This is a genomic window from Paenibacillus sp. NPDC093718 (assembly GCF_050279985.1).
Taxonomy (GTDB): domain Bacteria; phylum Bacillota; class Bacilli; order Paenibacillales; family Paenibacillaceae; genus Paenibacillus_AQ.
Genome location: NZ_JBNNUS010000002.1, coordinates 559,972 through 585,994 on the forward strand (window position 1 = coordinate 559,972; position 26,023 = coordinate 585,994).

Genomic DNA, 26,023 nt, shown 5'->3' on the forward strand with positions numbered 1-26,023 from the left:
AACAGCTCAATTCGCAAATCGAACGGACACCAGGGCCTTCATTTCGATCAAACCTGCTCCATCTACAAATCGAGCGGACACCAGGTCCGTTATTTTCATCAAAACAGCTCATTTCGCGAATTGAACGGACACCAGATTCGTTATTTTAGTTAGCATAGGGTGAAAATCACACTTTTACGGCGAATAACGTATCTCATGTCCGATAACTAGTTAATCTCATCTTTTTTAACTAAATAACGGATGCTCAGTCCGTTAACAAAAGAAATACAATACAAAACAAGTACAAAACAAATACAATGCGAAACAAATACAATGCGATGCAATACAAATGAGATTCAAACGTACTTCCAATGCCATGCAAATGCACTACAGGGCCACCATCTCGTACGATCTCATCATTCCAACTCAACTCGACTGGCATTACTGCAAGCCGTTTCATTTCGCGTGGAAGCAGCGACGCACCCATATGATATTCCGGACCAATGGTATAACCGCCATCCGCTGCACGATCCGCATATTCCCGATAACGCTTAACGGTGTACTCGAACTGTTCATAAGTCATCGGCTCCGATCCCTTATAACTGCCGCCGGTGTCGATCCGCACGGTTTCTGCGCCCAGGATTTCAGCGGCATCCAGATGAACCAGCGCATTCTCATACAGCCTCTGTCGAAGATCCGGGTCAGGATCCCATAGATGCGCTCCGTCCACAGCAAAGTTGACCACCCTCATCTCTTTCTCATCCAGTGCCTCTCTGATTTTCCGGATGTAGCTCTTATCAGCAAGCTTATAAACGCTGTCGCTGCGATCGATAAAAAAACCGTTCCACAAATCAACCGCATCCATTCGGTACCGGTACTTCACCGTCTCCAAATAACCGAACACATCCATTTTTCCTTCCAGAAACGTATTATAAAAAGAATAACCGCCAATCGAAATGTTCAACTGAATACCTCCTCAGAGAATAGATGAAGGAACTAACTTCCGTTTATCGCACTTCCAAAACACCTACGCATCCTATCTTACTCGATGGTGTATGTAAGATGATGATATTCCCCGCCGGAGAGAAAGCTTCTCTTCCTATACAGTTGCTCCGCCTGATTTCCCGTCGTTACAAAGAGACGCAGAACAGGATAATCAGGCTCCAAGACGGTTAACGCCCTATCCAGCATCGCGGTCGCCAACCCTATTCCTCCATGTTGGGATAATACAGCAATACTATAGACGAGTGGCAAGCCCTCCCATAAAGAGATCAAACATACACCGACGATTTCTCCCGTTATTCGGTCAAATACTACGGAAGATGCGCCCAACAGCTTGGGGTCCACTACGTCAAAATATCGTGCCGCATCCTCAGCGTAAACCTGGGCTTCCCGCTCATCCGGTCCATTAGCATAGGCTTCCTTGAACACCTCAACAATCTTAGACATATCATCTATTGTCGGTATTCTATGCATATAATGGAGATCCATCGATGCATCCAGCTGCTCGGTAGGCCGCATCATGCATTGCCTGGATTCAACCCGAACGAAACCATTTTCACAAAAAGCGATCTCCTGCTCAGCTAGAACGTTATATGCATGCAGATCCACTGTCAAATTCCAAGATTTTAAGGCATAGCTTTTTACGTCATCAATCATCTTGGTGGTAATGGAATATGGGGGGATGCCAAATACAAGTCCGATGGAATGGTCGGACAAATAAACCCCAGCCGCTTTATCTTCACCTGCGACAACCCAGTAACCGTCGTCCGACGCCGATAGAACCTTGGTTAAATCACCCCAGCTCGGTCTAAACCAATTATTCTTATAATAGGTAGCAAAATATTTCGAGAACATCTTGCGATCCGCCTTTACTAATCTGTATTCCATAGCTCCCCCTCCTTATCCCCTTTGGAATTAGGCTCATTATATAGGTTGGAAGAAGCGTAGGAAAAGGGATTTATCATCTATAATAAAAAAAATCACGCATCGTGTCCTAGCTAAGATAGAATCAGGCTAACCCCCAGATACCCCGCTGTTCCCCACATAATCAACGCTGATATTCGGTTCAACGTAGACAACATTTTCCCTGATGCATCCATCCTTCCCGCTGCTCTGCCCGCTATTCCAAGGCCCAAGAACCACAGCCATGAAACTGCGATGCATACAACGGCAAAGGCCACTTTGTCCATCCCAGCATATTGGAGCGAGCTTGTGCCAATGACCCCCATCGTGTCCAGGACGGCATGCGGATTTAATAAGGATACGGACATGGCAAAAACAATTTGCCTCTTCGGTGTAAACGAACGAGCCTCTTCCTGCGCTTGACCCGAAGGTTTGCTCTTCCAGGTCACCATACCCATATAGACCAGGAAACAGATCCCCAGTGAAAACAGCACCGTTCGGATCCACTCGTAATCCAGTACAATAACGGATACCCCCAGAACCGCTAATGAGATCAGCAGCGTATCACAGAGCGATGCCGTAATCATGGCGGGCAGTGCCTTGACAAAGCGGGATTGTACCGCTCCCTGATTAAATACAAACACGTTCTGGACGCCTAAAGGAAGAATAAGGCCTAAAGCCAGGATGAAGCCATGAAGTAAGACACTGATCATATGAAACCAAACCTCCAACGAATATTTCCACCATTGTAAAGGAGGATGTCGGCTGCGTCTCCAACCAATTGGTTGGCATTTGAACCAACCAATGAGGTATACTGAGGCATATTCCTACATGAAAGCGGGTTTACTTATATTTATGGCTGAAGAATGGAAATTAAATAAGTACTCCGATGTGCCGCTTCATCAGCAAATTTATGATAATATCAAGCGCAGAATCATGAACGGGGAATGGCCGGTCGGAACCCGAATTCCCACGCAGCGAGATCTGGCTTCCAAATATCAAGTTAACCGCAGCACCATTGTGTATGCGCTCGGGGAGCTCGCTGCAGACGGTTTAATTGAATCCCGCGTGGGACAAGGCACGGTGATTATCAACAATACTTGGAGTTTACTCGCTGCCACGCCTCCGCCTGATTGGAATCAATATGTGAAATCCGGCTCCTATCAGCCGAATATCCAGATGATTCAGCAGATCAATCGTGCGGAAACCGATTCGAACATGATCCGTCTCGGAACAGGCGAGCTCTCGCCCGATCTCCTCCTGACCGACCAAATGCGGGAGACGTTTAACGGCAGGATGTCCAGCCGTTTCACCTTGGGCTACTCGGAACCGAAAGGGAGCCTATACTTAAGAGAAATCATCAGTGAGCATCTGAAAAAGAAAGGGGTTATAGCCTCCCCTGCTTCCATACTCATCGTCTCCGGCGGGCTGCAAGGCTTACAGCTGATCTCATTGGGACTGCTGCATCACGGCTCCTCCATTTTGGTGGAGAATCCCTCTTACCTGAACTCGATCCATGTGTTTCAATCCGCCGGCATGCATTTGCACGGCATCCCTATGGATGAGAACGGGATCCGAAAGGAAGCTATCGGAAGACTCAAGCGCCAACACAGGGCTGCCCTGCTTTATACCATTCCTGCCTTTCATAACCCTACCGGCACCCTGATGTCTTCAGACAGGCGAGCAGAGCTGCTTCGGATATGTTCTCAGGAAAGGCTGCCCTTAATCGAGGATGACGTGTATGGGGATTTATGGTTCGATACCCCCTCGCCACCTCCGCTGAAAGCTTCAGATAAACATGGTCTGGTGCTCTATATGGGCAGCATGTCCAAGACCCTGGGTCCCGGACTGCGCATCGGATGGATCGTCGGGCCTGAGCCGGTCATCGACCGGCTGTCCGACATCAAAATGCAAACCGACTACGGCTCCAGCTCACTATCCCAGCATGCCGTCGCAGAATGGCTCTCCAGCGGGTTATATGAGAATCATCTCGATCATATCCGGTCAGAGCTGAGGAAACGCCGAGATTTCACCCTATCGTTACTGGAGCAATATTTCCACGATATCGCACATTGGAATATCCCTCAGGGCGGATTCTATATTTGGCTTCGTTTCAATAACCCCCTCTCCATTCGTCCTTTATTCGAGCAAGCGCTGAAGGAGAGCATTCTCCTTAATCCCGGAAATATATATGATCGTAACGACCAGCAGCATCTGCGCCTATCCTATGCTTACGCCTCGTACGATCAGCTGGAGAGCGGGCTTATCCGGCTTGCGGAGCTTATTCGCCTCCATGCGTTGTCATGAAAAAAAGGGCTCTCCCGAGGACTTTGATCCACAGGGAAGGCCCTTGCCTTATGTCAGTATGCCCGCTCCATATCGCACATGTATACCTTTCACCTACACATGACGCCGTTCCATCAGATTAATGCCTATGCCCATGCACAACACCCCGATGAGCAGCAATTTGGAAATCGGGATCCAGAGATCCGCGATGCCATAGCCGTATACGGCTATTCCCGTCAATGCTTTCATGGCATGAGTCAGCGGAATGGCTTCCGCGATGCCAAGCAGAATCGGATTCGTGATTGTGCCTGGCGGCATATATACCCCACTGATGAGCGGCAGGATCGGAATGATGGACGGAAACAGCGTCCCAAATTGCTCGGGCGACTGCAATATGCCAACAAAGAGCATGGATAAAGCGACGATGGTCAGTATATAGATCACTGTGACTAGCAGCAGCAAGCCGTATTGGTCGCCCAGGTCGAAGCCGAAACCATACCGAAAGATGAGCAGCACCAGGATGATCTGCAGGACGCCGATCACAGAGCTATATAGCAGGTGACCCATATACATCTCTGTTTTTCGGACAGGAGACAGAATCAGCCGATTCCATACGCCGGAGGCTTTATCCTTCGTAATCGTGTTCACCTTGAAACCAACAGTAAACATGACTAAGAATAACGAAAATCCGAACAGCAGTTGAAGTCCCATATCATGAGAAACGAGTTCTCCCCCACCCTGCGACTCGGATTGGAGACGCAAGGGTGGTGTCTCCATATAAGCATATACGTGCTCGCGGAATTTCGCTTCGTCTTGCACATTCGCCGCTGCGGCCCGAAGCTGCAGCTCTCGTTCATAAACCGTACGGAGATGCTGATCAGCTAACTGGGCGTATGGGTTATCCATTGCGGCTATGATGCGATAATCGTCAGAGACCAGCTTCACCGCGAGATCTGCGCGTCCCTCGCGCACTTTCTTTCTTGCCGTCTGTTCATCCTCAATTCGAAATTCGAACGTATCGTTTTGATTCAGCCACTCGATCCACTTGGCTTCGGACTCATCAACCGCCCCGTCTGCGGTGAAGATGTCAATCTTGATCTTGCTATCAGCCTTCCCTCCGAACATAAGCGTGGCCAATATGCTCAGACCGATGAACAAGATGATCATCCATGGATTTCGCTTTTCTTTCATCCATTGCGATATTAAAATGGGAGCCATCAGATCCGCCCCCTTCTTGGAAAGATCCATAAACTCGCAGCTAGAATAACGATGAAGAACACCCCTTGGTACAGAATCGGCAGCCATAGCTCTTGAAACGGACTGCCCTGTATCCACTGAATCATGGACATCAAGGCCAAGCCGTTGGGGGTTACGCTGCCGATGCTTATTAGCCAATCCGGCAAAATATAGATCGGCACCAGATTCCCTCCGATGACGCCGAGCACAAGAAGCAGTATGAATGATATGCCGGTTGCGACATCCGTGTCCTTCATTCGGAAGAGCATAGCCGTATAAAGCGCAGATAACGCTGCAACCGTTAGACACATCATGAAGATAATGAAGGTCAAACCGATCCAGAAGCTCAGGGATTTCCCCGGAAAAAGCTGAAACAAAAAGTGCGAGACGATCAGCAGGACCGCAGATTGCAGCAGAGACATGCAGAAGGTCGACCCAACCTTACCGGACAAATAGCGAAATGGATGGGTCCCGGCAAGAAGGAGACGCATAAACACCATCTCTCGCTTTTCCGTGATCGATTTGGACGCCGTTGTTGTGGAAACGGACAGCGCAAAGAATATACTGACCGCCAGTGCGTAATATTGGAACGAGGTGATCATGTCCACACCTTCAATTTGTTCCAATCCGCCGACAGGGCTATTCGCCAGCGCAAGCTCGCCCTCACCTTTGCTTTCCTGTCCTTCCATTCCGCTGTCCAGCGCAGCTTGATAATTAACGGCACCCAAAAATCCATCCAGCATATTTTGCAGAACATTCACTTTCATTGAATTCTCAAGCGCCGTTAAAGTCAGCACCGCACCGTCCCCCTCATGCAGGAGCAGCTTGTTAAGCGCAGCCAGCGTATACCCTTCGGGGATCGTAATAACGGCCTCCACTTGCTCTTCCTCCAGCTGTGCAAGCGCAGTCTGGTCATCCAAAGCAGCAACTTGAAGAAATTCCTCCACTTCATCGTCGCCGAACATATTCATTAATAAGGCTTCCGGTTGGAAATTCGCAGCTGCTTTACTCAGTTCGTTCTTCTCTTCCGTACTGATCGACAAACTCTTTAGGCTTTCCTGAAAGGCATGAACTCCCTCTTCATGCCGATCCTTCACGACTAACGCAACTCTCATCTCAAGGGATTCATTCGAATTCTCTACCCAATTCGGCAAGGCAAATCCAAGAATCAGGATTAGCACTAATGGCATAAACAAAGCAATCAGCATCTCTTTCCGGTCTCGCCAATAGACGAGAAAGTCTTTCTTGAAAAATACGCCCAAGCGGCTGTCCCTCCCCTCAATCCCGAAGCTTGCGGCCGGTCAAATGAAGAAATACATCCTCGAGACTTGGCGACTGGATATGAATATTCTGAATCTGCACCTCATGGCGTTCGGCAGCCTGCACAATACCGGACAGAATGTAACTGTTCTTCATGACAATGAGCTTCAGGCCATGATCCGTCTCCTCAACCTGCCTGACGCTTACTAAGGAGCGAAGCTCCTCGGCCAGCTCCGGATTCGGGCGACTCAGCTGAATGATCAGCGTATCCTCACCGGATAAGATGTGCTGCAGCTCCTCCTTGGTACCCGACGCGATAATCCGCCCATGATCCATGATGTACATCCGGCTGCACAGCTGCTCCACCTCTTCCATGTAATGGCTTGTGTACAGTACCGTTGTCCCTTTGTCCCGGTTTAAGCGCCGGACCGTTTCAAGAATATGATTGCGGGATTGCGGATCAATGCCCACGGTCGGTTCATCCATGATGACGATTTGCGGATCGTGCAGCAGAGCAGCTGCAATATTGATCCTTCTCTTCATGCCTCCGGAATAGGTTCTAATTAACTCCTTCTGGCGATCCCGAAGGCCGACCGTCTCAAGCATCTCCTGAATTTTGATCTCCAATTCCTTTCCCTTCAATCCATATACGCGTCCGAAAAATTTAAGGTTTTCATACGAGGTCAATTCCTCATACAAGGCAATTTCCTGAGGCACCACGCCTAATACCGTGCGGATGTCCTGCGGATGCTTGAGCACGCTTTTGCCGTTCAGGCGTACATCGCCGCCCGTCGGTTTCAGCAAGGATGATATCATGGAGATTGTTGTTGATTTCCCGGCGCCGTTCGGACCGATCAATCCGACGGATTCTCCCCGGTCTAGATACAGGCTGACTTCCTCCACAGCAGTCTTGCCCTTAAACGCTTTTCGAAGTTCTACGGTTTCCAGCATCATGTCCCCCCCATTCTCGATATGAAACCTAACCTGCCTTGTTACCCTTCGTTCATATCGTCCTCCACTGCTACAAGTGTATATGCAAAAAGGCAGTGTCATCACTGCCCTCGGTCATTGCTTTGATTCAGAACCATGACTTCAGTCATGTTAGATTTCGAATTTAGAAGTTTATCGTCTTTTCTCGCGAATTAAACCACATTGTGCCGTATAGCATAAATCGCCAGCTGTGTCCGGTCTCTCAGATCAAGTTTGTCCATAATCTGGCTGACGTGATTCTTGATCGTCCCGATCGACAAACCCAGCTCGTCTGCGATTTCGCGGTTGCTGCGCCCTTCCCCTACCAGACGTATGATGGACAGCTCCCGCGGGGTAATCGAAGCATCAACGACGGGTGCTTGCTTCTCTTCCAGCAGTTTGGGGATCACCTTGGCCGCTACATCCTCCTGAAGCGACAATCCACCGCTCAAGCAGCTTCGAATCGAGCGGATCAAAGCCTCCGGCTCCGCCTCCTTCAGCATGTATCCGCTCGCCCCGCTCTTTAGCGCCTCGACCGCATACTGATCGTCATTAAACGTCGTCAGCATCAGCACTTTTGTCTTCGGCCATCGTGAACGTATGATGCGGGCAGCCTCCAATCCGTTCATCTCCGGCATTCGGATATCGAGCACAACGACATCGAAGATATGGTTTTCGCATAAAGCCACAGCCTCTTTACCGTTGCCAGCTTCACCGGCAACCAGCATATCCGAATCGCTTTCGATCATCATCTTCAAACCTTGACGAACCATGGCCTGATCCTCTGCCAATAATATGCGTATCAGCGGACTCCCTCCTCTATCAACTTGGACATGAATAACGTTCCGCGAACGATAAATTGATTGTCGTACTGGGAGATTTGAAGCTCGCCTCCAGCCTCTTCCATTCGCTCTCGCATCGCTTTTAAACCATAGCCCTCCCGGTATGTATCGCGTTTCCGGTGAAACGGATTGCTTACCTCAAAACGGAATATGCCGCCTCCCGGCGCTTCAAAAATGATATGCACTTCTCGCGTACTCCCATGCTTCATCGCATTGGTCATGGCTTCCTGAACCGCGCGGTATACCGCAATGGATTGGATATTGTTTAAAGGTACCGTGAGGGCCCCATGCCGCGCCGTTAGCGTTACGCGCATAAAGCTCTCGGATTCCAACCGCCGGAGAAGTCCTATGATTGCGGGCAATCCGCTGGTCTCCTGCTGCTTCATGGATTTCACCGCGTTCCTGGTCTCCTCCAGACTTTCCTTGGCAAGGGCTTTGAGCCCCTTCAGAACTTCGGCGGCTTCCCCGTCTGCCTGCATCCGGTGCATCTCAAGCTGCATGAGCATTGCCGTTAATTTATGCCCGACGGAGTCATGGATATCGCGACCGACCTGTGCCCGCTCCTCCTGCCTGGCATGCTGCTCATCCGTAATCAGGCGACGCTTCATATTACGATACTCACTGAGCAGCGTTTCATATCGCACTCTTGACTCTTCATTACGGGAGAAGACGGTGCGAAACAAGGCCAGCCCCATCGCGAGCATAACCGAGTATAAAACGAGGAAGAACCACGGAAACTCGGGGTATCCCAACAAACCCGGCAGCATGGCACCTGCAGCCAGAACAAAACCAATGCAGGCAGCATGAACGAACGTGAGCCGATACACGGCTTTTCCCGCCAGGATGGAATAAACCAGCAGAATGTACGGGTTCGTTGCAGTCGTATTAGTCGGCCATAAGGAGATAACGGAAAATACCGACGCTACGAGCAGTGTGACAAATAGCATTGCAGGCCTTGCTCGGTATAATGGCGCCAAAAAAAAGGCCATGAAAAAAATGGCGCTGCTCCCCAATCTCCAAGGCAACTGATCCGGATTAACATGCTGGAGCACAGGGGCGAAGGCGCCCAGCCAGCTCAAAACAAGAAATAAAAACCATATCCAGAACGACCGCACTTGCTCCCCTCTCTTTCCTATCAAGAGTTTCACAATTTCCAGAAAAAAATCTCGTTCCAATTTTTAGTTATATCATATCACATGCCTCATCGGACCTTTGGGTGAAATAAGTAAACTGGAAATAAAAAACCGCTTCGAAATTATTGTGAAATAATATACATAGACCTTTAAACCCTTATCAATACAGGGATTTATTCGGCAGGTTTAGGGGCCGATTGCGGCAAAAAACAGGCCCGGAATTGTGACGAAACTGGTAACTCTCGTGAATATTTGAACAAAGTATGAACTGCCTCAAAACCGCGCCACTACAATGATTTCGCTCACAACCGCACCCTTTTGTAACAAATTGAACACATAAAATTACATACATTGACACGAATGTGGATTTATTTGTTAATTATACAAGTTTATGTGTTTTGCAAAGCCGACCGGAACTTTCTACTATAGATGTGTCAGTAACATTGAATCGAACGAACGTTTCAAGGAAAGGGGTACATCATGAACAAAAGAGGGCCGTTATTTGCAATGTTTTTATGCTTTACCTTGCTCTTATCGGGATGCAGCTCGCTCACGGCATTAGATCCGAAAGGACCGGCTGCCAGAACCCTATCCGATACAATCATATTCTCCATTCTCATGATGGTCGGAATTCTAGCGGTAGTTTACGCGCTCTATATCTACATGCTCACCAAATATCGAGCCAAGAAATCCAACGAAGGTTACGAGCCGCCTCATGAAGAGGGCAACAAATGGCTGGAAATTCTGTGGACTGCCATTCCGATTCTGATCGTTGCCGTGCTCTCGGTCGTAACCGTCAAAACGACGGTGGCCGTCGAGAATGTGCCTGAAGGTTATGAGAACCAAAAACCTCTGGTTATTTACGCTTCCTCCTCGAACTGGAAATGGCACTTCAGCTATCCGGAAGAGGGAATCGAGACTGTCAATTACGTGAACATTCCGACCAATCGTCCGATCGAGTTCAGACTGTATTCATTCGGTCCGATCACAAGCTTCTGGATTCCTCAGCTTCACGGACAGAAGTATGCGATGAGCGACATGATCACCAAGCTGAACATGGTTGCCGACGTACCGGGTTCAATGATGGGACGTAACGCGAACTTCAACGGCGAAGGCTTTGCCCATATGGAGTTCGAAGCTCTTGCCATGACCTCTGCCGAGTACGATGAGTGGGTTAAGGATGTAAAGGACACCGCGCCTGAACTGAAGGAAGATGAGTTCAAGAAGCTTCTGGATACCGCGCATGTCGGTCGGATGACTTTCTCCAATACGCATCTGGAATTCAGTCCGCCGCCATCCGAAGATCATCACCATGGCGGCGATGTTAACGGAAATGAGGAGCATCAGGACCATAAAGACGTCCACCCGGATCCTGCAACAACGGAAGAAACGGAATTTGACAGCGAAACGAACGTGGATCCGAATGAACCGCTGCCGAACTTCCCGGCTGAAGAAAGCCCAAATCATCAACATGAAGGACATTAAATCGGTGAGTGAAACGTTGTTCACCCGATATACTTCATACATCCAGAAAGGAGCTAGGCCTTTATGAAATGGGACGAATTTTTCGTTACCGGTGATCCGTTAATTTACGGCGCCATGGTGAGTATCGTGCTCGTCTCGCTCGCAATCCTCTTCGGTTTGACCTATTACAAGAAGTGGGGATACATGTGGCGGGAATGGCTGACGACCGTGGATCACAAAAGAATTGGTGTCATGTACATCATCTGTGCATTGATCATGCTGTTCCGCGGAGGCGTGGACGCGATCATGATGCGTGCGCAAACCGCCGCACCGGAGATGAAGTTTCTGACCGGTCAGCATTATAATGAAGTATTCACGACTCACGGGGTCATCATGATCCTCTTTATGGCCATGCCGTTTATATTCGGTCTGATGAACGTCATCGTTCCGCTCCAGATCGGTGCCCGTGACGTAGCATTCCCTAAACTGAACGCAATCAGCTTCTGGTTGTTCTTTGCCGGCGCGATGCTGTTCAACATTTCCTTCGTTATCGGAGGTTCGCCGGATGCCGGCTGGTCCGCTTACTTCCCGCTGGCCAGTATCGAATTCAGTCCGACGGTCGGCAACAACTACTACTCTCTGTCGCTTCAAATCTCAGGGATTGGTACGTTGCTGACAGGTCTTAACTTTATCGTAACGATCCTGAAGATGCGTGCTCCGGGCATGACCTTGATGCGCATGCCAATGTTTACGTGGTCTGTACTGATCACTTGTGTCATCATTATCTTTGCTTTCCCTGTACTTACGATTGCGCTCCTGCTTATGATGTTCGACCGCATCTTTGGTTCCCAGTTCTTCACGATGGCGAACGGCGGTATGGATATGCTATGGGCCAACCTGTTCTGGGTATGGGGTCACCCTGAGGTGTATATCGTTATTCTGCCGGCATTCGGTATTTTCAGTGAGATCATCTCGGCCTTCTCCAAAAAGAACTTGTACGGTTATAGCTCCATGGTATTAAGTATGGCGATTATTTCCGGATTGTCCTTCCTGGTATGGGCCCACCATTTCTACACGATGGGTCAAGGGGCCATGGTCAACGGTTTCTTCTCCATCACAACGATGGCGATCGCCGTACCGACCGGGATCAAAATATTCAATTGGCTCTTCACGCTTCGCAAGGGTCGAATCAGCTTTACGACGCCGATGCTCTACTCGCTTGCCTTTATTCCGATCTTCACGATCGGCGGCGTAACCGGCGTCATGCTGGCGATGGCCAGTGCCGACTATCAGTATCACAATACGATGTTCCTGGTTGCCCACTTCCACTATGTGCTCATTCCAGGCGCCGTATTCGCCGTCATTGCCGGTTTCCATTACTGGTTCCCTAAAGTGTTCGGCTTCCGTCTGAATGAAAAGCTGGGCAAAACCGCATTCTGGTTCATTGCCATCTCATTTAACGTAACGTTCTTCCCGATGTTCTTCCTGGGACTGATGGGGATGACCCGTCGTACGTACACCTATTCGGCCGAAACCGGCTTTGGCCCGCTGAATATGCTGTCGATGGTCGGCGCAATTGGACTGGCGATCGGATTCATCATTCTGGTATACAACATCTACTGGAGTACACGTTACGAGCCGCGCGACAAAACAGGAGATCCATGGGATGCACGCTCACTAGAGTGGTCGACGCCAAGTCCGGTTCCTGTATACAACTTTGCGGTAACGCCGAAAGTCAAGGGCCGCGATGCCTTCTGGTTCTCGAAGAAAAACAACGAGCCGCTTTCGGATGAGAAAATCACGAAGATTCATATGCCAAGCAACACCGGAAAACCGTTTATACTGGGTATCGCCTTCTTCTTCCTTGGCTTCTTCCTGGTATTCAGCTGGTGGATTCCATCCATCGTTGCCGGTATCGCGGTATTGATTATTATGGCAACCATGTCCTTCGACCGTGATCACGGATACTACATTCCGGTTGAAGAGATTGTTCAAACCGAACAGAAACTGCGGGGTGATACGGTATGAAAATAGATGCCACTCAGCCGCTGGAATATGGAACAGAGGAAAACCGTAATCGAATATTCGGCTTCTGGCTGTTCCTCGGAGCTGAAATTGCGCTCTTTGCCACCTTGTTTACCGTCTACTTCGTTCTCGTGAACCGCTTTGCCAGCGGTCCGAGCGGAGCGGAAATCTTTGAAATTACACCGGTCCTGCTTGAAACGTTCCTGCTCTTAACGAGCAGCTTCACCATCGGTTTGGCCGTCCATGCGATGCGTCTGGGACTGAAAAAGCAGACGATGATCTTTATGATCATCACCCTGCTGCTGGGTGCGGGATTCCTTGGGATCGAGATCTTCGAATTCTTCACCTATGTGCATGAAGGAGTAACGCTCTCAACCAGCGCCTTCTCCTCCAGCCTGTTCACATTGCTTGGCACGCACGGAGCTCACGTTACCTTCGGTCTCCTGTGGGGAACTGCCATTCTGATTCAACTTAAAAAGCATGGACTGGATCATTCCACAGCCAACAAGTCCTTCATCTTCTCGCTCTACTGGCACTTCCTGGACGTTGTGTGGATCTTCATTTTCAGCTTTGTATACTTGAAAGGACTGATGTGACATGATAAAACAGCTGTTTCCAATTAAGCATGTAGCGGGTTATATATCGTCTCTCGTCCTTTCAGCAGTTGCACTCGTCGTTCTGCTGGATATGCCGGCAGCTTCGAAATTGGCCGTACTGCTGGTTACCGCGATCCTGCAGGCAGCCGTTCAGCTCATGCTGTTCATGCACGTCGGGGAAAGTGATGACAAAAAATCCGTTTACATCAACATTGCCTTCGCTCTGTTCGTTGGCCTTGTCACGATTTTCGGAACGCTGTTCATCTTCGTATGGGGCTGGTATGCTTAATCCTGCGAATATGTCTGAATATGCAACGTAACGATGAATGTTCGCATCCTGAACATATATCATCCAATATCATAGAGGGTATCCCAAAAGATTTTATTTCTGGCGGGATGCCCTCTTTTTCTGTTATACGACGCAACGTGTACGAATCGTTCCTCCCATCCTTCCGACATACAACAAGAAAACCGTTTCTCCGTAGAATGGAAGTGCGACTCACCATTTACGAAAGGAACGGTTTCTTTTGACATTCAATATCCAACCTCATCTGCCAATGACAATATGAGGATCCATTAGTTTTGTCCAGACTCCATATCCAAAATCTCATCAATCTCGCCTTGGAGCTTCATGGTGAGAGTCTGTTCGTCTCCAATGATCCAGGCGTGATTGTAGGGAGCATCCATAGGGGACGTTGCACTCTGACGCCGGATCGATTCAACATACTTCGTAATGGAGCGTGGCACCCCGTCGCGCTCCGTAAACAATAAAGGTGCATGCTTACCCATATGGGACAATGGAGCGGCTGCAATGGACAATACGGGCGAATCTGGCCTCGAGAACGAGAGACTGTATCCCGGCGATTGAACGCCCCAACCAAAGCCTGTTACGGGATCATTGAACTGTGCGAAATGAACGGCATTCTCGAATGGGTCATCCCCGGATATTCGTGTCACCTTACCATATTGCCGCAGCTCGTCCTCAACTGTCCGGGATACCACCATTTCCGGACCGATGATATAGATATTCGCTTTCCCTTTCCGCTTATGAAGCGCCTGTGCCGTCTCTTCAGGGACATTCTTCTCGTTAACATACAGCATCGTTTCCGGCATATGCGCAATCCAGCTCACCGCAGGGAGCGTGTAGTCCGGACGATCCATCGATCCGACAATAACCGAGGTAGGTACAGATCCGGATACCTTAGCGGCGTATTCATCGATCGCGGCTGCTGCTTCTGCAGGTGCCCCGGCAGCAATGTGATCGATCTTATATTCAAGCCCGTTCAGCTCCTTCATCACCCTATCCGAGATCGGGCCGACGGTGATAATCTCAATGCCCTTGTTATGCTCTGCTCCCCGTGGCTTCAATCGTCTCAGCTCTTCCAGCGTCTCCTTGGGAATCCCCTCTTCTTTCACATACAGCAGTGGCCCCTCGCTGAGCTGCGTCAGATCGACGCTCACAGCAGCTATGGACCATTGAGCCGAATCTACCAGAATCACTGTCTGTGGACGACTATGCGCATTCGTGGACTGCCACAGCGTCTTGGAGGTCAGTACGGCCGCACTAACAGGATCGGATGTATTCAATCGAATGGTGTTCTTCGTGGCGGACCATGGTACAGGAACATCCTTCAGCAGTTCTTTGCTGTGAACAGCCGAGGGAATGGAGGGCTCGGAGTGACTTTGGGTCTGACTCCATGCGAGGATGCCTGCCGTTAACAGGGCAAGAGCCCAGCCGGCGATCATTTTTTTCACCGTATATTCCTCCTGTCTCACAATGAAGCGTCTCTAGGATTGATCTACTCCACTCTTGATGCTGTTTATTCTACAGATCTTCCATTAACTTCTCCTCGTCCATATCCAGCGGCAGGCCTGGACGATCATTGGTACGGTTTCGCATCCATTGCTCCTTCAGCATCTTCACAAACACGTCATCCCGGGACAGCCAGACACCATACTGCCGTTTCATGTGCCGCTCTGCCTCCTCGAACGATCCGAACCGGAATGGAAGGGGTTCTCCGTTCCACTCGACAATCCATTCCCCGGCGCTGGCATAAACAAACAGCAGATCCTCGCCCCAGCTTTCGTATAGAACGCCGGACTCTGCCCCCTTAATGTTGAACTGATTCCGCGAAGCATCGAACCGGATCGGTTCCAGCTCGAACGGTTCAGCAGCAAATAATTGATACACTTCCTCTGTGATCGTGCACCCCGCTGCTTTGGGATGGCCGCCTCCCCCGTATCGCATCGCCACATCGGACACATCCACATGATCATGAATCGTGCGAAGGCTCATTTTCCTTCCCCCCATGTTCAAGATAGCAATGTAATCAAGGTGGGGATACGTCGTTCCCAGCTCACTGGCAAGTTCAGAGTGATAGGATTCGGCGTATACGATGCCTACGCAATGCTCTCCCACGAAGGTCTGGATGAGCTCTCGCTGCTTGCGGCGGATGTAACGATCGATTTTATTCTCTTCCATGTCCAATATTTTTTCTTCAAACTCATCAAAGAAGAAGCCCCCTTGCTCCCGCAGACGCTGCGTCATCTTGCTTTCAAATTCGTCAAGGGACAACATAAAGAACAAATCATTCAGTCGTTTAGCCTCAATCCTCTGGTTCTCTTCCCATTCCCACGTATCATAGAGGCGGACCAGTTCTACGAATTTATCCAGCGCTTCGCTTCTGCCCAGATGTCCATGCTCAATTAAATATTCATAAAATAGGGAGGTTGCCGATGCCAATCGGCCGTCCCGATGCGTGATGTCCACTTGCCCCCAGCTATATTCATTCAAGTGAAGAGCCGTTTTGTGGTGATCGATCAGCTGCACCTGCCCTCCCTCTTCGACAAACACGTTCAGTTCCTTCTCCATATCCGGAGCGACCGACAAATCCGTAATAAACAACACATCATACGGATTATCCTGCAAGGAAGTCCGATTCAGATACCTTGCGACTTGTTGATTCAATCCGTGAATAGAGTTGTAACGGACATCAATTCCTTCGCCGAAAGCGCATTTGGCGATAATGCCGCAACCGACACCATCCAGATCATTATGGCTGTATAGATGATACATAGGTGACTTCCTCCAAACAGTAAGTTGAATGATGAGCTGATCCTGTCTTTCATCCCATTACGGTTCCCTAAAATCTGCCGTTTTAACCCCCTGTCAGCCCTGCCCGACGATGGAATGCAACAAAAAAGAAGCGGCCCTTTAACAGCCGCTTCCTTTTGGATAATAAAATGATTATGCCTGTTGAACAGGTCTCGGTCCTTTGGATGCCATAACCTCATACATGCCGTGACTGGAGCTAATCACATGCTCAGGCTGCGGCTTGCCGCGGTTATCACGATGTCCTTGAATATGCGCGGGACTGGTCTCCCAGCGTTTCCATGCCTCTTTGGATTCCCAGCGAATCATGACGATGACTTCTTCCGTTTCGTCGGTACGCTTTGCATTCTTAACAAGGACACTCAGATCGATGAAACCTTCAATTTCTTCAATGGGTCCCGGCTTGCTGAAACGCTCAACAACCAGATTGGATGTGCCTGCTTTAACAATAATTGTTTTCGTCTCGATCAACATATTCAACGAACACTCCCTTAGCGAAAATAACCGTACAAATGAACGATATTCTCTCATTTTAAATGATAACGATTATCATTGTCAAATTCTATGCCTTCAACCGAAAACCAAAAAAAATCTGACCAGCAAAATCCTGCTGACCAGATCATCATTAATTCAGTAAACATGCTGCATGGAATGGCAAGCCGTGCAATCCTCCTGCAAATAAAAAAGCGAAGTAAAGCCGGCTTTCTTCAGCTTGCGCGCAGCCAGAATTCCATCCGAACGCTTGGGCGTAACAATAACCACGGAGTCATCGGGTTTCAGCTCCTGCTCCCACACATAAGGCAACCTTCCGAGAGAGATGTTAATCGTCTCTTTCCGCGGACAAGCCATATATTCGGACACATCACGTACATCGAGCATTTTCAGATTCGGACATTCCTTCCGGGCCTGTTGAAGATCACTGCACTTCATGAACCGTAAGCCAGTTATAGGTACATACCTTCGGTAATATAAGCTAGATATAAATATAATCAGAGCGGCAGATGCAATCAGCACAAAGCATTCCCCCATCATTGTCATGTGCATCAGCTTGATGCTGGTGGGAAGAGCATGGGACATCCAGCCCCCAATACCTACCCCTACGGGTATATAGTATGTGCTTCATGCCTAAATGTCAATACATCAAGAAAGAGCGCATTCCTCAATTTCAAACCCTAGGTCTTCAATCAATCCCCAGTCTGCGGTATGGGCCTGGCCTTCTGTCGTTAAATAATCGCCGATGAAGATCGAATTGGCCGCATATAATCCCAGCGGCTGCAAGGAGCGCAGATTCACTTCACGTCCCCCTGCAATCCGAATCTCCTTTGTAGGGTTAACAAACCGCATCATGGCAAGAATCTTCAAGCACATCATCGGGGTCAATTCTTTACGCCCTTCAAGAGGAGTGCCTTCAATCGCATTCAGAAAATTGCAAGGAATCGAATCGGCTCCAAGCGATTTCAGAGCAAACGCAATCTCCACCCGTTCTTCCGGGTTCTCGCCCATTCCAAAAATGGCTCCGGAACAAGGAGACATTCCGGAATAGCTTGCCTGCTTCACGGTATCTAACCGGTCATCGTATGTATGCGTGGTCGTAATCTGTTCATAGTTATCTTTGGAAGTATTCAGATTATGGTTATATCGGTGCACGCCGGCATCGGCGAGCTTACGCGCATGGTCCTCATTCAAAAAACCCAGACAACAGCACACCTTCAGCTGAGTCGTTTGGGTGATCTCCTTCACCGCTGCGACTACATGATCAATCTCTCGATTGGTAGGACGACGACCGGAAGCAACGATGCAATAGGTTCCCGCCTTTCGGCGAATCGACTCACGCGCGCCTTCGAGAATTTTGTCTTTGGTCAGCCATGCGTATTTATCAATAGGCGCTTCCGACACGATGGACTGGGAGCAGTATCCGCAATCTTCAGGACACAGACCGGATTTAGCGTTAACAATCATGTTCAGCTTGACCTTGTTCCCATAATACTCGCGGCGGATGCGATATGCAGCCTGCATAACAGTCAGCAGTTCCTGATCCTCGCTGTTCAGGATGGCCAAAGCCTCAATCGGCGTTATTTCATGCCCTTGCACAACGTGATCAGCCAGCTTCGCCCAATCATAATGGATTTGTGTCGTCATATCTTCATTCTCCTTCTCTTTTTTAATGTCAACCATTTCAAATTATGATTAGGTTAACAATAAGGGTAATAATAGCATAGATGACGAAACAGTGACAATCCTCCATAGCATCTATTACAAAAAAAAGGATTGCTTCATCCATGCCTGCTTCGGCTTGATGAAACAATCCTCATCCTCGTTCATTACTCATTCGCTTTATGGCGCTCGCTTGGGCAGCATTTTCACATATTCATCGGACAGCTTCATTAACTGCAGAATATAGTCATAATCGCCGCGATACGGCGTGATGTCCGTGACGGGTTCGAGCGTCTTCAAGGAAACCGCCGTGCCATCCTCGAATCCGTCACCAGGAACGAACAGAATGTCATTATTAAAGAAAGAGCCTGTGGGTAAATAATATCTCATCCCGATTACATTGCGGTCCACATTCAGCAGGTCATGCCCAAATGCGTTAAAGCCTTCATCGTCAAGCGATACGCCTAAAAGGTTAGCGACGGTTGGCAGGATATCGACCTGACCCCCCACCTGCTCGATGACCTTTCCTTCCTTCATGCCGGGTACATGAATGACAAGCGGGATATTAAATCGGCTGACCCGCTCATGGTATGGAATGCCCAGCGTTGACGATATCATCTCGGCGTCGGCTTCTGCCGGATTGATGCCGAAGTGATCCCCGTACACCACCAATACGGTATCATCCCACAATCCGTTCTGCTTCAGACGGTCAACCAGAGTTCCGAGTGCATAATCCGAATAATTCACCGACTTCATGTAATTCCCCAGATGGGTCCCTTCCAGCTCAGCAGGCAGAGTGATCTTCGCAAATTCATCCTTCACATGATATGGCGAATGGTTGGATACCGTGATGTAATGAGCATAGGTAGGCTTGTTCTGCTGTTGATTCTCCAGCAGCTTATCCACGCCGACACGGAACAGCTCTTCATCGGAAGGTCCAAATTCATTGAAGTTATCATTCGTGAAGTAGGGCTTGTCGTAATAATGCTGAAAATCAAGCGCCGGGTACATTTTGCTTCGATCCCAGAACTTCACATCATTCACGTGGAATGTCGTCGTAACATAACCGTGCTTGTTCAAGAGCCGCGGCAGACCTGGCAGCTCTTTATTGCCGAATCCGGTGGACATCGCCACCGTTCCGGTCGGATAAATCGATGTATTGACCGCAAATTCGGCATCCGAAGTGTTGCCTTGCCCGATCTGTTGGAAGACATGCGGGAAATACAGGCCGCTATCTGCGAGCTGGTTCATCACCGGCGTCAGCTCCTGCCCATTCAGGGATTGACCAACCGGAAAATTCTGCAGCGATTCCATCTGAACGATGATCAGATTTTTGCCTTTGGCAGCGCCGTAGTAGTCCGGCTTGTCCTTTGCTTCCTTAACGTAAGGATAAGTCGCCAAGAGCTGCTGTGAGCGCAGAATGGTGTCTTGCAGACTCCCTTCGGCCAGCGCACGGTTCTCCTGCGATATCCGGATCACGGAGGAAACCTGGTAATTCATGAATCCCATTTGCTCCGCTCGCACGATTTCATTCTCGATCCCCCATTCTTTACGGATAATAAGTCCGGACAGAACACCCGCAATGACCAGCACAACCATCATGGATATGCGCCATTTCATTCCAGGCCTGCGCGAATAGGAGACGGAATAACTGGAGCGGACTCCACCAAAATGCAATCCTCCTCGGGAGCGGGAACGAATTCTCCGAACCGCCCATATAATCAATAGGACCAACAGGTCCAGGAAGAAGAGAAAGTGCTCCGGCTCTAACAAGGCCGTAATGCTGGCTCTCACCTGGTTTACTTGCCCGATCCCCGCAAGCGCGGTATATGTCGGTATGGACCCAAAATGAACATTATAAACAGCGGACGCAAACATGATGAAAGATAATACGACATTTAGGATCACATAGACCATCTTTTTGCCTTTTACCGGCAGGAGCAGCTCCAGAAAGCTAATCAGCGCCAACAGGGATAGCGCGTCGGTAAGCACCTTACCCCAAGCGACCCCATTAAACAGAAACACTCTTAGAAGGATCAGCTTCAATAAGAGCGTCAAAAAAACGAGTATGCATAATCTCAACCTTTGTTCAAGGTAGCGTTCCATTTTCCATTCCCTCTTTTGTGTAAAAATAATGTTAAATTGCAGCTTCCATTATAACAGGAATGTAAACGTCAATCTAATCTGCCCATTCCTTCGCCCTCCCTGTCAATTGTCCAATGCATGATCCTTACGTATCACGTAGGATAAAGCATCCCAAACAAAAGGCTGGAGGGTATAAGACATGAAGATGGTTGTAACCGGCGGAGCAGGCTTTATCGGCTCCCACCTGGTGAACGGACTCGTTAATCAAGGCTATGAAGTCCATGTGATTGATAACCTCACAACCGGAGATCCAAGTCGCCTTCACAGCGAGGCGATTTTACATGTTGCCGATGTAAACAGTCAGCAGACAACGGCGTATATCTCCGTGCTGAAGCCGGACGTTGTGTTCCACTTAGCCGCACAGGCCGATGTGCAGCGGTCGATCAAAGAGCCTCGGCTTGATGCGGATGCGAATGTAATGGGCACCATCAATATACTTGAAGCTTGCCGCAAGGCTGGGGTCCGTAAAATTGTGTTTGCTTCGACGTCAGGCGTATATGGAGACCTGGAGAAATCTCAGCTGACGGAGGATGATCCGGTTAATCCAATCTCCTTCTATGCACTATCCAAGGTGGCTGGCGAGCAATATATCCGCTTATACCACAGCTTCTTCGGCCTGCAGTACACGATCCTTCGTTATGGGAATGTCTACGGTCCGGGTCAGACTGCGAAGGGGGAAGGCGGTGTTATAGCGGTATTTGGCGATCGTCTGCGTCAAGGTGCTCCGTTTCAAATATACGGCGATGGCCAGCAAACCCGGGACTTCATTTATGTCAAAGATGTTGTTGAAGCGAACCTCGCCTCCATCCAGCACGGGGATGAGAGCGTTCTTCATGTTAGCACCGGGACCGGCCATACCGTCAATTCCCTTGTCGATCTCATCAGCAGGCTGCATCCTGACCCCATTGAAGTCAACTATCTGCCCGCGAAGAACGGTGATATTCTCCACAGCTGCCTGAATAATGAAAGGACCCGGTCATTGCTGCAGTGGAGTCCATTATTTAGCCTCGAAGAAGGCATCGAAGAAACCTATCGCCACTGGCTTCGCACATCCTGATTCGGCCATTGAACGATAGAGAAACGGTAGGAGAATGAACATAGAAAACAGCCTGATCCCTCGCACAACTGAGGAATAAGGCTGTTTTTATTCGTTCTGAAATTTCGGATCACTGGAATTACAAACCTATCGATTGAAGCAGGCCGGCAAAATTCATCGCGTAGATATGCGGATTGAAATTGTGCTGGACATGTCTCATCGCATTGCAGCGAATCTGTTCACGCAGATCCGAATCCCTCATCAGTTCAAGCGCTTCGGACACGGCATGCTGTACATCCCCGAGCACGTAGAACTTGCCTGTGGAATTGTGATACACCGAGGTGGAGACTCCATCCGAATCGGTTGTCAGCACCGGGCAGCGACAGCTCATCGCCTCAAGAACCGCATAAGGCGCTCCTTCTACCTTGGAGGTGCAGCACAGAAACCCGCCGGAATCACCAATAACCGAATAGTAGTAAGGCATCTCTGCATTCGGCACGTTGGATCGAAGGGTTAAACGATCCGACAGCCCCAATTCATGAATAAGTGACAGGAATTGTTCCCTTTCCGCCGGCTGGCTGAGCTGAGGATCCTCGAACATCCACATTTGCAGATCAGGAACATGCTCTTTAAGCGCATGACCGATATGAAGAAATTCGCGCCAATTCTTATTATCCTCGATACGTCCAAGCCATGCCATGACCGGACTTGGAGGACTCGGATATTGACTGTACGTGAACCGCTGGGTGTCAAAGCAATTATTGAAATGAAACTGCGGCTTATGAGGATACAACTGCTGAAATAGAGCTGCAATATGAGGGGTATTGGGATTCAGCAGCGCGTCAGCATATTCGTTCACATACGGCGCTGCCTTTGCGAGCTGAGCATGGGCAACGCTCTTTGGCCCATAGCCTTGAATCTCCAACACAAATTTCCCTTTGAAACCGAGCATGCGAAACCGCGGAAAACTAGCGTGATCCGTCGTCACGACGATGACGTCAAACGAATTCGAATCCAGGATATGTTTAATCTCGATATCATTGCGGGTTACGTAGATCGGAAAGTCGGCTGCATTCTGCATGCCCGAACCCCAGGCGTAATACAGGCAATGGGCCTCGATTCCGGCAAGACGAAGCGCACGGCAACGCTGTCTGTTTAATGTTTCGACCCCCCCGCTCGGCACATAGTAGACGAACAGCACCTTCATGTCGTACCCCTCCCGTTATTCGATGATTTGAAAATCAGAATGTGAGTAGACGGCTACAAGCTGTCCTTCGTTCTTGGCATGCACGGTAACCAATGTGGAGTGCGAATAATTAATATTGGTTACGAGCAGCAGGCTGAACGCAATATGTTGATTCGTGATATTGGGCACGAACACCGTGGAACCGACCCCGACATGGACAAGGCCAACATAGTACACCCCCTGGGGATGATATCCATGTATGAGGACATCGAATACATCAGGCCCCGCATTCGTAATCGTAAGGTCCACGGATTGGATATACCGCGCATCAATATTACCGTACTCCACTGCATCTAAACGAAAGATGGACATTTCATTCCCTCCTGGCTATGGCAGCATCATTAATATCAGGTTATGTAACTACCTCTTCGCGTGTAAGGGCATATCCATAGTGACGATCATCCATTTGTGAGTTACTTGATCCCTGGTCCAAGCCAATTCTTTCAGATTCGCATTTAATATATTGTGAACACATCTAAAGAAAGGATCGGTGACAAGGGATGTTGAGCCTCCAGGATATCAAAGGCCCCTACCATGCGATATTCAGTTTGGGAAACAACTGTTTGCCAGGCATTGAGTTAAGAGAACACGGGCTGCGCAAATTTGCCGGACCGATCGATTGGATGGGCACTCCGGTGCTGCCTCAAATTTCAAGAATGCTTCGCAACCGGTTTCAAGGCATGCTGGTATATTCCAATTTGCTCATGGTTAATCAGGCGAACGATGAGCTGTACAATATCTGGGACCAAGAATACGATCTTTACCTCAATCATGATTTTTATGTGCATAACAATTTCCCCCCCCATCTGCCAGCTTACCCTGACATTAAAGCCAAATACGATCGCAGAATCGCCAGATTTCTGCAGACATTGGAGAGCGGCGGGCGTATCCTCTTTATTCGGACCGATTCCAGCCGCGAGGATATACAGGAACTGGTCGATTCCCTGAAGCAGCTGTGCAAAGGACCTTTTCATGTGCTAGCCGTTAATCATGAACCCGTCAAGGAGATTGAAATGATGGATTGGAACATAGAACATGTCTGCGCCGTGAAAATGCCCAATATCGATATCTGGATAAGCAACCGCTTTCGATGGACCTTTTTGTTTCAAGGCATGTATTTGATCTAACCGAATGAAAATGAATTATGTATCGTCATTATCGCTTCAAGCAATAAAAAATGGCAGGCCAAGATGAAAATCTTGGCCTGCCATTTTTCATAGGGACTTAAATGTATGTTACCGGTTCGTCGGGCAGCTTATAATCTTTGGGAAGCGACTGCATTATTCGATTCCATACCGTATAATCAACCAGAAGCTCCGGGTTTGTTGTCTGATTTACGAAGATTCGGTTGTACAAATCGCTCATCACGGAAAAAGCTTGCTGATTCATAGGCTCACCTCTCTTTTTAAATGGAGGATCTCTGGGCTATGGCGCCGTGATATACGTTCAACATACGTTCAACCATAAGATCCATAGACCACTGATTACTAGCGAATGTCTTGGCATTCTGACCTAAAAACGTTCGGTAATTCTCCTGTTCGAGAAGCACGCTCAAATGCTGGGCCGTGCTTACGGGATCTCCTACCGGGGCTAATAATCCCGTATAACCGTGGGTCACCATCTCGGGCAATCCCCCGGCAGTCGATACGACGCTCGGCAGACCTGCCATTTGGGCTTCCATGACCGAGAACGGCTGGTTATCTTGAATGCACGTGTGGACAAAGATGTCAGCCTGGCTGAGCAAGCCCGGTACATTGTTGTTTTCCCCTAGGAAGAACACGTCATGCTGGAGCGAGGTCCTAACGGTCTGCTCCTCCAGCTGTCCCCGCATATTGCCTTCGCCTACGATCCAGCAAACCCAGTCGTTTCGCATCCGCTTGAGGATTGCGAGCGAATCGAGCAGCACATGGATTCCTTTGACGTAAACCAGCCTTGCGGGGCAGATGATGACCTTTTTCCCGGGTGGCCGCCGGAGCGACGTGCCTGCGTTATACTTTTCTTGAAAAGCCATAGCGTCCAGACCGTATTGAAACACCGTAATCCGATGGTCGGGCACTCCGCAATCAGTCATCAATATATTTTTGGACCAATGGTTTGCTGTAATGGTAAGATCCGAAGACATCGCCGCGTGATATTCAAGAGCAGGAAAATAACGCCAGGCAGAACTTCTTTCATCAATGCCTTTTGACGGGTTATTACGGAAATGATCCTTCATTTCACGTGCAACCGATCCGTGGACATGAGCTACCAGCGGCGTACGCTTTGGCTTCACCCTGCTTAAAGAACGGGTAGAGAAGCTGTCCTGCGTATGGATGATATCATAATGTTCCAGCCCAAAATAGGCTGCCGCCAGCTCCATGCAATAGCGCTCGAGCTCATAATGACGAATCGTAAAGTTTTGATTCATGCTTGGAGCCGCCTCCATGGTAAGCTTCGACTCCAGCATGGGCAGCAAAGCTTCTTTGGCCAGTTCCAACCTTCGATTGACAATATGGATTTTTCTGTAATCCGGACTGTTTCCGAGCATATCCACTTCATGACCTAGCTGTTCCAAACGGTGCTTGAGCTGCTGCATGAAGTTCCATACTCCGCCAACATGAGGAATTAACCAGTGAGTAGCAAGCAGAATTTTCAT

Annotated in this window: 25 protein-coding genes; 7 read left to right on the forward strand and 18 right to left on the reverse strand. The window is 49.1% G+C overall.

Translation table 11 applies throughout. The annotated features are described in order from the left end of the window. Positions 1 to 244 precede the first annotated feature (244 nt). The 3 genes from ACQKPA_RS08295 to ACQKPA_RS08305 form a co-directional block, all read right to left on the reverse strand. The gene (locus ACQKPA_RS08295; RefSeq protein WP_427491168.1) at positions 245 to 943 is read right to left on the reverse strand and encodes a sugar phosphate isomerase/epimerase family protein; all 699 of its coding nucleotides are present in this window, start codon (positions 941 to 943) and stop codon (positions 245 to 247) included. A gap of 77 nt (positions 944 to 1,020) precedes the next feature. Then, a complete protein-coding gene (locus ACQKPA_RS08300) occupies positions 1,021 to 1,869 on the reverse strand; it encodes a GNAT family N-acetyltransferase (protein ID WP_427491170.1) in 849 nt (282 codons plus the stop codon). 110 nt (positions 1,870 to 1,979) lie between these two features. Continuing rightward, entirely contained in the window at positions 1,980 to 2,597 is a 618-nt protein-coding gene (locus ACQKPA_RS08305; protein ID WP_427491172.1) for a LysE/ArgO family amino acid transporter, read from the reverse strand. A 142-nt stretch (positions 2,598 to 2,739) separates the two neighbouring features. On the opposite strand from ACQKPA_RS08305, the gene ACQKPA_RS08310 reads away from it, so the two are divergent. After that, entirely contained in the window at positions 2,740 to 4,191 is a 1,452-nt protein-coding gene (locus tag ACQKPA_RS08310; protein ID WP_427491708.1) for a PLP-dependent aminotransferase family protein, read from the forward strand. 93 nt (positions 4,192 to 4,284) lie between these two features. Here the strand turns inward: ACQKPA_RS08310 and ACQKPA_RS08315 are convergent, their stop codons facing one another. The 5 genes from ACQKPA_RS08315 to ACQKPA_RS08335 form a co-directional block, all read right to left on the reverse strand. Continuing rightward, on the reverse strand, positions 4,285 to 5,388 hold the full coding sequence (locus ACQKPA_RS08315) for an ABC transporter permease (protein ID WP_427491173.1): 1,104 nt from the start codon (positions 5,386 to 5,388) through the stop codon (positions 4,285 to 4,287). Beyond that, on the reverse strand, positions 5,388 to 6,668 hold the full coding sequence (locus tag ACQKPA_RS08320; protein ID WP_427491176.1) for an ABC transporter permease: 1,281 nt from the start codon (positions 6,666 to 6,668) through the stop codon (positions 5,388 to 5,390). The genes ACQKPA_RS08315 and ACQKPA_RS08320 overlap by 1 nt, the downstream gene beginning before the upstream one ends. 16 nt (positions 6,669 to 6,684) lie before the next feature. Then, positions 6,685 to 7,617, reverse strand: coding sequence for an ATP-binding cassette domain-containing protein (locus tag ACQKPA_RS08325; protein ID WP_427491710.1), 933 nt, complete (start codon positions 7,615 to 7,617; stop codon positions 6,685 to 6,687). A 191-nt stretch (positions 7,618 to 7,808) separates the two neighbouring features. Further along, the gene (locus ACQKPA_RS08330; protein WP_427491712.1) at positions 7,809 to 8,441 is read right to left on the reverse strand and encodes a response regulator; all 633 of its coding nucleotides are present in this window, start codon (positions 8,439 to 8,441) and stop codon (positions 7,809 to 7,811) included. Then, entirely contained in the window at positions 8,438 to 9,424 is a 987-nt protein-coding gene (locus ACQKPA_RS08335; protein ID WP_427491178.1) for a sensor histidine kinase, read from the reverse strand. Before ACQKPA_RS08335 ends, ACQKPA_RS08330 begins: the two co-directional genes overlap by 4 nt. Positions 9,425 to 10,090: 666 nt before the next feature. On the opposite strand from ACQKPA_RS08335, the gene qoxA reads away from it, so the two are divergent. From qoxA to qoxD, 4 genes are all read left to right on the forward strand, one after another. Then, positions 10,091 to 11,095, forward strand: coding sequence for a cytochrome aa3 quinol oxidase subunit II (gene qoxA, locus ACQKPA_RS08340; RefSeq protein WP_427491180.1), 1,005 nt, complete (start codon positions 10,091 to 10,093; stop codon positions 11,093 to 11,095). A gap of 63 nt (positions 11,096 to 11,158) precedes the next feature. Then, on the forward strand, positions 11,159 to 13,102 hold the full coding sequence (qoxB, locus tag ACQKPA_RS08345; protein ID WP_427491182.1) for a cytochrome aa3 quinol oxidase subunit I: 1,944 nt from the start codon (positions 11,159 to 11,161) through the stop codon (positions 13,100 to 13,102). Then, positions 13,099 to 13,695: a cytochrome aa3 quinol oxidase subunit III gene (qoxC, locus tag ACQKPA_RS08350; RefSeq protein ID WP_427491184.1), complete on the forward strand. Its 597-nt coding sequence runs from the start codon at positions 13,099 to 13,101 to the stop codon at positions 13,693 to 13,695. The genes qoxB and qoxC overlap by 4 nt, the downstream gene beginning before the upstream one ends. Before the next feature lies 1 nt (position 13,696). Continuing rightward, complete coding sequence (qoxD, locus tag ACQKPA_RS08355; RefSeq protein WP_127590693.1) at positions 13,697 to 13,984, forward strand: cytochrome aa3 quinol oxidase subunit IV; 288 nt, start codon at positions 13,697 to 13,699, stop codon at positions 13,982 to 13,984. 287 nt (positions 13,985 to 14,271) lie between these two features. On the opposite strand, the gene ACQKPA_RS08360 is transcribed toward qoxD, so the two are convergent. The 6 genes from ACQKPA_RS08360 to ACQKPA_RS08385 form a co-directional block, all read right to left on the reverse strand. Next, positions 14,272 to 15,441 (reverse strand): cell wall-binding repeat-containing protein, encoded by a 1,170-nt coding sequence (locus tag ACQKPA_RS08360; protein ID WP_427491714.1) that lies wholly within the window; start codon positions 15,439 to 15,441, stop codon positions 14,272 to 14,274. A 79-nt stretch (positions 15,442 to 15,520) separates the two neighbouring features. Further along, positions 15,521 to 16,771 (reverse strand): DHH family phosphoesterase, encoded by a 1,251-nt coding sequence (locus ACQKPA_RS08365; protein ID WP_427491187.1) that lies wholly within the window; start codon positions 16,769 to 16,771, stop codon positions 15,521 to 15,523. Positions 16,772 to 16,942: 171 nt separating this feature from the next. Then, on the reverse strand, positions 16,943 to 17,281 hold the full coding sequence (locus ACQKPA_RS08370) for an antibiotic biosynthesis monooxygenase (protein ID WP_162939153.1): 339 nt from the start codon (positions 17,279 to 17,281) through the stop codon (positions 16,943 to 16,945). Positions 17,282 to 17,437: 156 nt separating this feature from the next. Then, positions 17,438 to 17,737 carry a rhodanese-like domain-containing protein gene (locus tag ACQKPA_RS08375; RefSeq protein ID WP_427491189.1) on the reverse strand — a complete coding sequence of 100 codons (300 nt, stop codon included), beginning with the start codon at positions 17,735 to 17,737 and terminating at the stop codon, positions 17,438 to 17,440. A gap of 210 nt (positions 17,738 to 17,947) precedes the next feature. Next, on the reverse strand, positions 17,948 to 18,946 hold the full coding sequence (gene bioB, locus ACQKPA_RS08380) for a biotin synthase BioB (RefSeq protein ID WP_427491190.1): 999 nt from the start codon (positions 18,944 to 18,946) through the stop codon (positions 17,948 to 17,950). A gap of 195 nt (positions 18,947 to 19,141) precedes the next feature. After that, complete coding sequence (locus tag ACQKPA_RS08385; protein WP_427491192.1) at positions 19,142 to 21,067, reverse strand: LTA synthase family protein; 1,926 nt, start codon at positions 21,065 to 21,067, stop codon at positions 19,142 to 19,144. Positions 21,068 to 21,245: 178 nt separating this feature from the next. On the opposite strand from ACQKPA_RS08385, the gene ACQKPA_RS08390 reads away from it, so the two are divergent. Next, complete coding sequence (locus ACQKPA_RS08390) at positions 21,246 to 22,163, forward strand: NAD-dependent epimerase/dehydratase family protein (protein WP_427491194.1); 918 nt, start codon at positions 21,246 to 21,248, stop codon at positions 22,161 to 22,163. 118 nt (positions 22,164 to 22,281) lie between these two features. Here ACQKPA_RS08390 and ACQKPA_RS08395 read toward each other — a convergent pair whose 3' ends face one another. Together ACQKPA_RS08395 and ACQKPA_RS08400 are read right to left on the reverse strand one after the other, a co-directional pair. Beyond that, the gene (locus ACQKPA_RS08395) at positions 22,282 to 23,349 is read right to left on the reverse strand and encodes a glycosyltransferase family 4 protein (protein ID WP_427491196.1); all 1,068 of its coding nucleotides are present in this window, start codon (positions 23,347 to 23,349) and stop codon (positions 22,282 to 22,284) included. Positions 23,350 to 23,364: 15 nt separating this feature from the next. After that, positions 23,365 to 23,700 (reverse strand): hypothetical protein, encoded by a 336-nt coding sequence (locus ACQKPA_RS08400; RefSeq protein ID WP_427491198.1) that lies wholly within the window; start codon positions 23,698 to 23,700, stop codon positions 23,365 to 23,367. A gap of 188 nt (positions 23,701 to 23,888) precedes the next feature. Between ACQKPA_RS08400 and ACQKPA_RS08405 the strand changes: the two genes are divergently transcribed. Beyond that, positions 23,889 to 24,515 (forward strand): DUF1796 family putative cysteine peptidase, encoded by a 627-nt coding sequence (locus ACQKPA_RS08405; RefSeq protein ID WP_427491200.1) that lies wholly within the window; start codon positions 23,889 to 23,891, stop codon positions 24,513 to 24,515. 97 nt (positions 24,516 to 24,612) lie between these two features. Here the strand turns inward: ACQKPA_RS08405 and ACQKPA_RS08410 are convergent, their stop codons facing one another. Further along, a complete protein-coding gene (locus ACQKPA_RS08410) occupies positions 24,613 to 24,777 on the reverse strand; it encodes a hypothetical protein (RefSeq protein ID WP_427491202.1) in 165 nt (54 codons plus the stop codon). A gap of 16 nt (positions 24,778 to 24,793) precedes the next feature. Further along, positions 24,794 to 26,023, reverse strand: coding sequence for a glycosyltransferase family 4 protein (locus ACQKPA_RS08415; protein ID WP_427491203.1), 1,230 nt, complete (start codon positions 26,021 to 26,023; stop codon positions 24,794 to 24,796).

Excerpts from the sequence above, each read along its gene's own strand:
- ACQKPA_RS08300 (WP_427491170.1), bottom strand. The coding sequence starts at position 1,869 with ATGGAATACAGATTAGTAAAGGCGGATCGCAAGATGTTCTCGAAATAT.
- ACQKPA_RS08305 (WP_427491172.1), bottom strand. The coding sequence starts at position 2,597 with ATGATCAGTGTCTTACTTCATGGCTTCATCCTGGCTTTAGGCCTTATT.
- ACQKPA_RS08310 (WP_427491708.1), top strand. The coding sequence starts at position 2,740 with ATGGCTGAAGAATGGAAATTAAATAAGTACTCCGATGTGCCGCTTCAT.
- ACQKPA_RS08315 (WP_427491173.1), bottom strand. The coding sequence starts at position 5,388 with ATGGCTCCCATTTTAATATCGCAATGGATGAAAGAAAAGCGAAATCCA.
- ACQKPA_RS08325 (WP_427491710.1), bottom strand. The coding sequence starts at position 7,617 with ATGCTGGAAACCGTAGAACTTCGAAAAGCGTTTAAGGGCAAGACTGCT.
- ACQKPA_RS08335 (WP_427491178.1), bottom strand. The coding sequence starts at position 9,424 with ATGCTATTTGTCACACTGCTCGTAGCGTCGGTATTTTCCGTTATCTCC.
- qoxA (WP_427491180.1), top strand. The coding sequence starts at position 10,091 with ATGAACAAAAGAGGGCCGTTATTTGCAATGTTTTTATGCTTTACCTTG.
- qoxB (WP_427491182.1), top strand. The coding sequence starts at position 11,159 with ATGAAATGGGACGAATTTTTCGTTACCGGTGATCCGTTAATTTACGGC.
- qoxC (WP_427491184.1), top strand. The coding sequence starts at position 13,099 with ATGAAAATAGATGCCACTCAGCCGCTGGAATATGGAACAGAGGAAAAC.
- qoxD (WP_127590693.1), top strand. The coding sequence starts at position 13,697 with ATGATAAAACAGCTGTTTCCAATTAAGCATGTAGCGGGTTATATATCG.
- ACQKPA_RS08360 (WP_427491714.1), bottom strand. The coding sequence starts at position 15,441 with ATGATCGCCGGCTGGGCTCTTGCCCTGTTAACGGCAGGCATCCTCGCA.
- ACQKPA_RS08365 (WP_427491187.1), bottom strand. The coding sequence starts at position 16,771 with ATGTATCATCTATACAGCCATAATGATCTGGATGGTGTCGGTTGCGGC.
- ACQKPA_RS08370 (WP_162939153.1), bottom strand. The coding sequence starts at position 17,281 with ATGTTGATCGAGACGAAAACAATTATTGTTAAAGCAGGCACATCCAAT.
- ACQKPA_RS08375 (WP_427491189.1), bottom strand. The coding sequence starts at position 17,737 with ATGAAGTGCAGTGATCTTCAACAGGCCCGGAAGGAATGTCCGAATCTG.
- bioB (WP_427491190.1), bottom strand. The coding sequence starts at position 18,946 with ATGACGACACAAATCCATTATGATTGGGCGAAGCTGGCTGATCACGTT.
- ACQKPA_RS08385 (WP_427491192.1), bottom strand. The coding sequence starts at position 21,067 with ATGGAACGCTACCTTGAACAAAGGTTGAGATTATGCATACTCGTTTTT.
- ACQKPA_RS08390 (WP_427491194.1), top strand. The coding sequence starts at position 21,246 with ATGAAGATGGTTGTAACCGGCGGAGCAGGCTTTATCGGCTCCCACCTG.
- ACQKPA_RS08395 (WP_427491196.1), bottom strand. The coding sequence starts at position 23,349 with ATGAAGGTGCTGTTCGTCTACTATGTGCCGAGCGGGGGGGTCGAAACA.
- ACQKPA_RS08400 (WP_427491198.1), bottom strand. The coding sequence starts at position 23,700 with ATGTCCATCTTTCGTTTAGATGCAGTGGAGTACGGTAATATTGATGCG.
- ACQKPA_RS08405 (WP_427491200.1), top strand. The coding sequence starts at position 23,889 with ATGTTGAGCCTCCAGGATATCAAAGGCCCCTACCATGCGATATTCAGT.
- ACQKPA_RS08410 (WP_427491202.1), bottom strand. The coding sequence starts at position 24,777 with ATGAATCAGCAAGCTTTTTCCGTGATGAGCGATTTGTACAACCGAATC.
- ACQKPA_RS08415 (WP_427491203.1), bottom strand. The coding sequence starts at position 26,023 with ATGAAAATTCTGCTTGCTACTCACTGGTTAATTCCTCATGTTGGCGGA.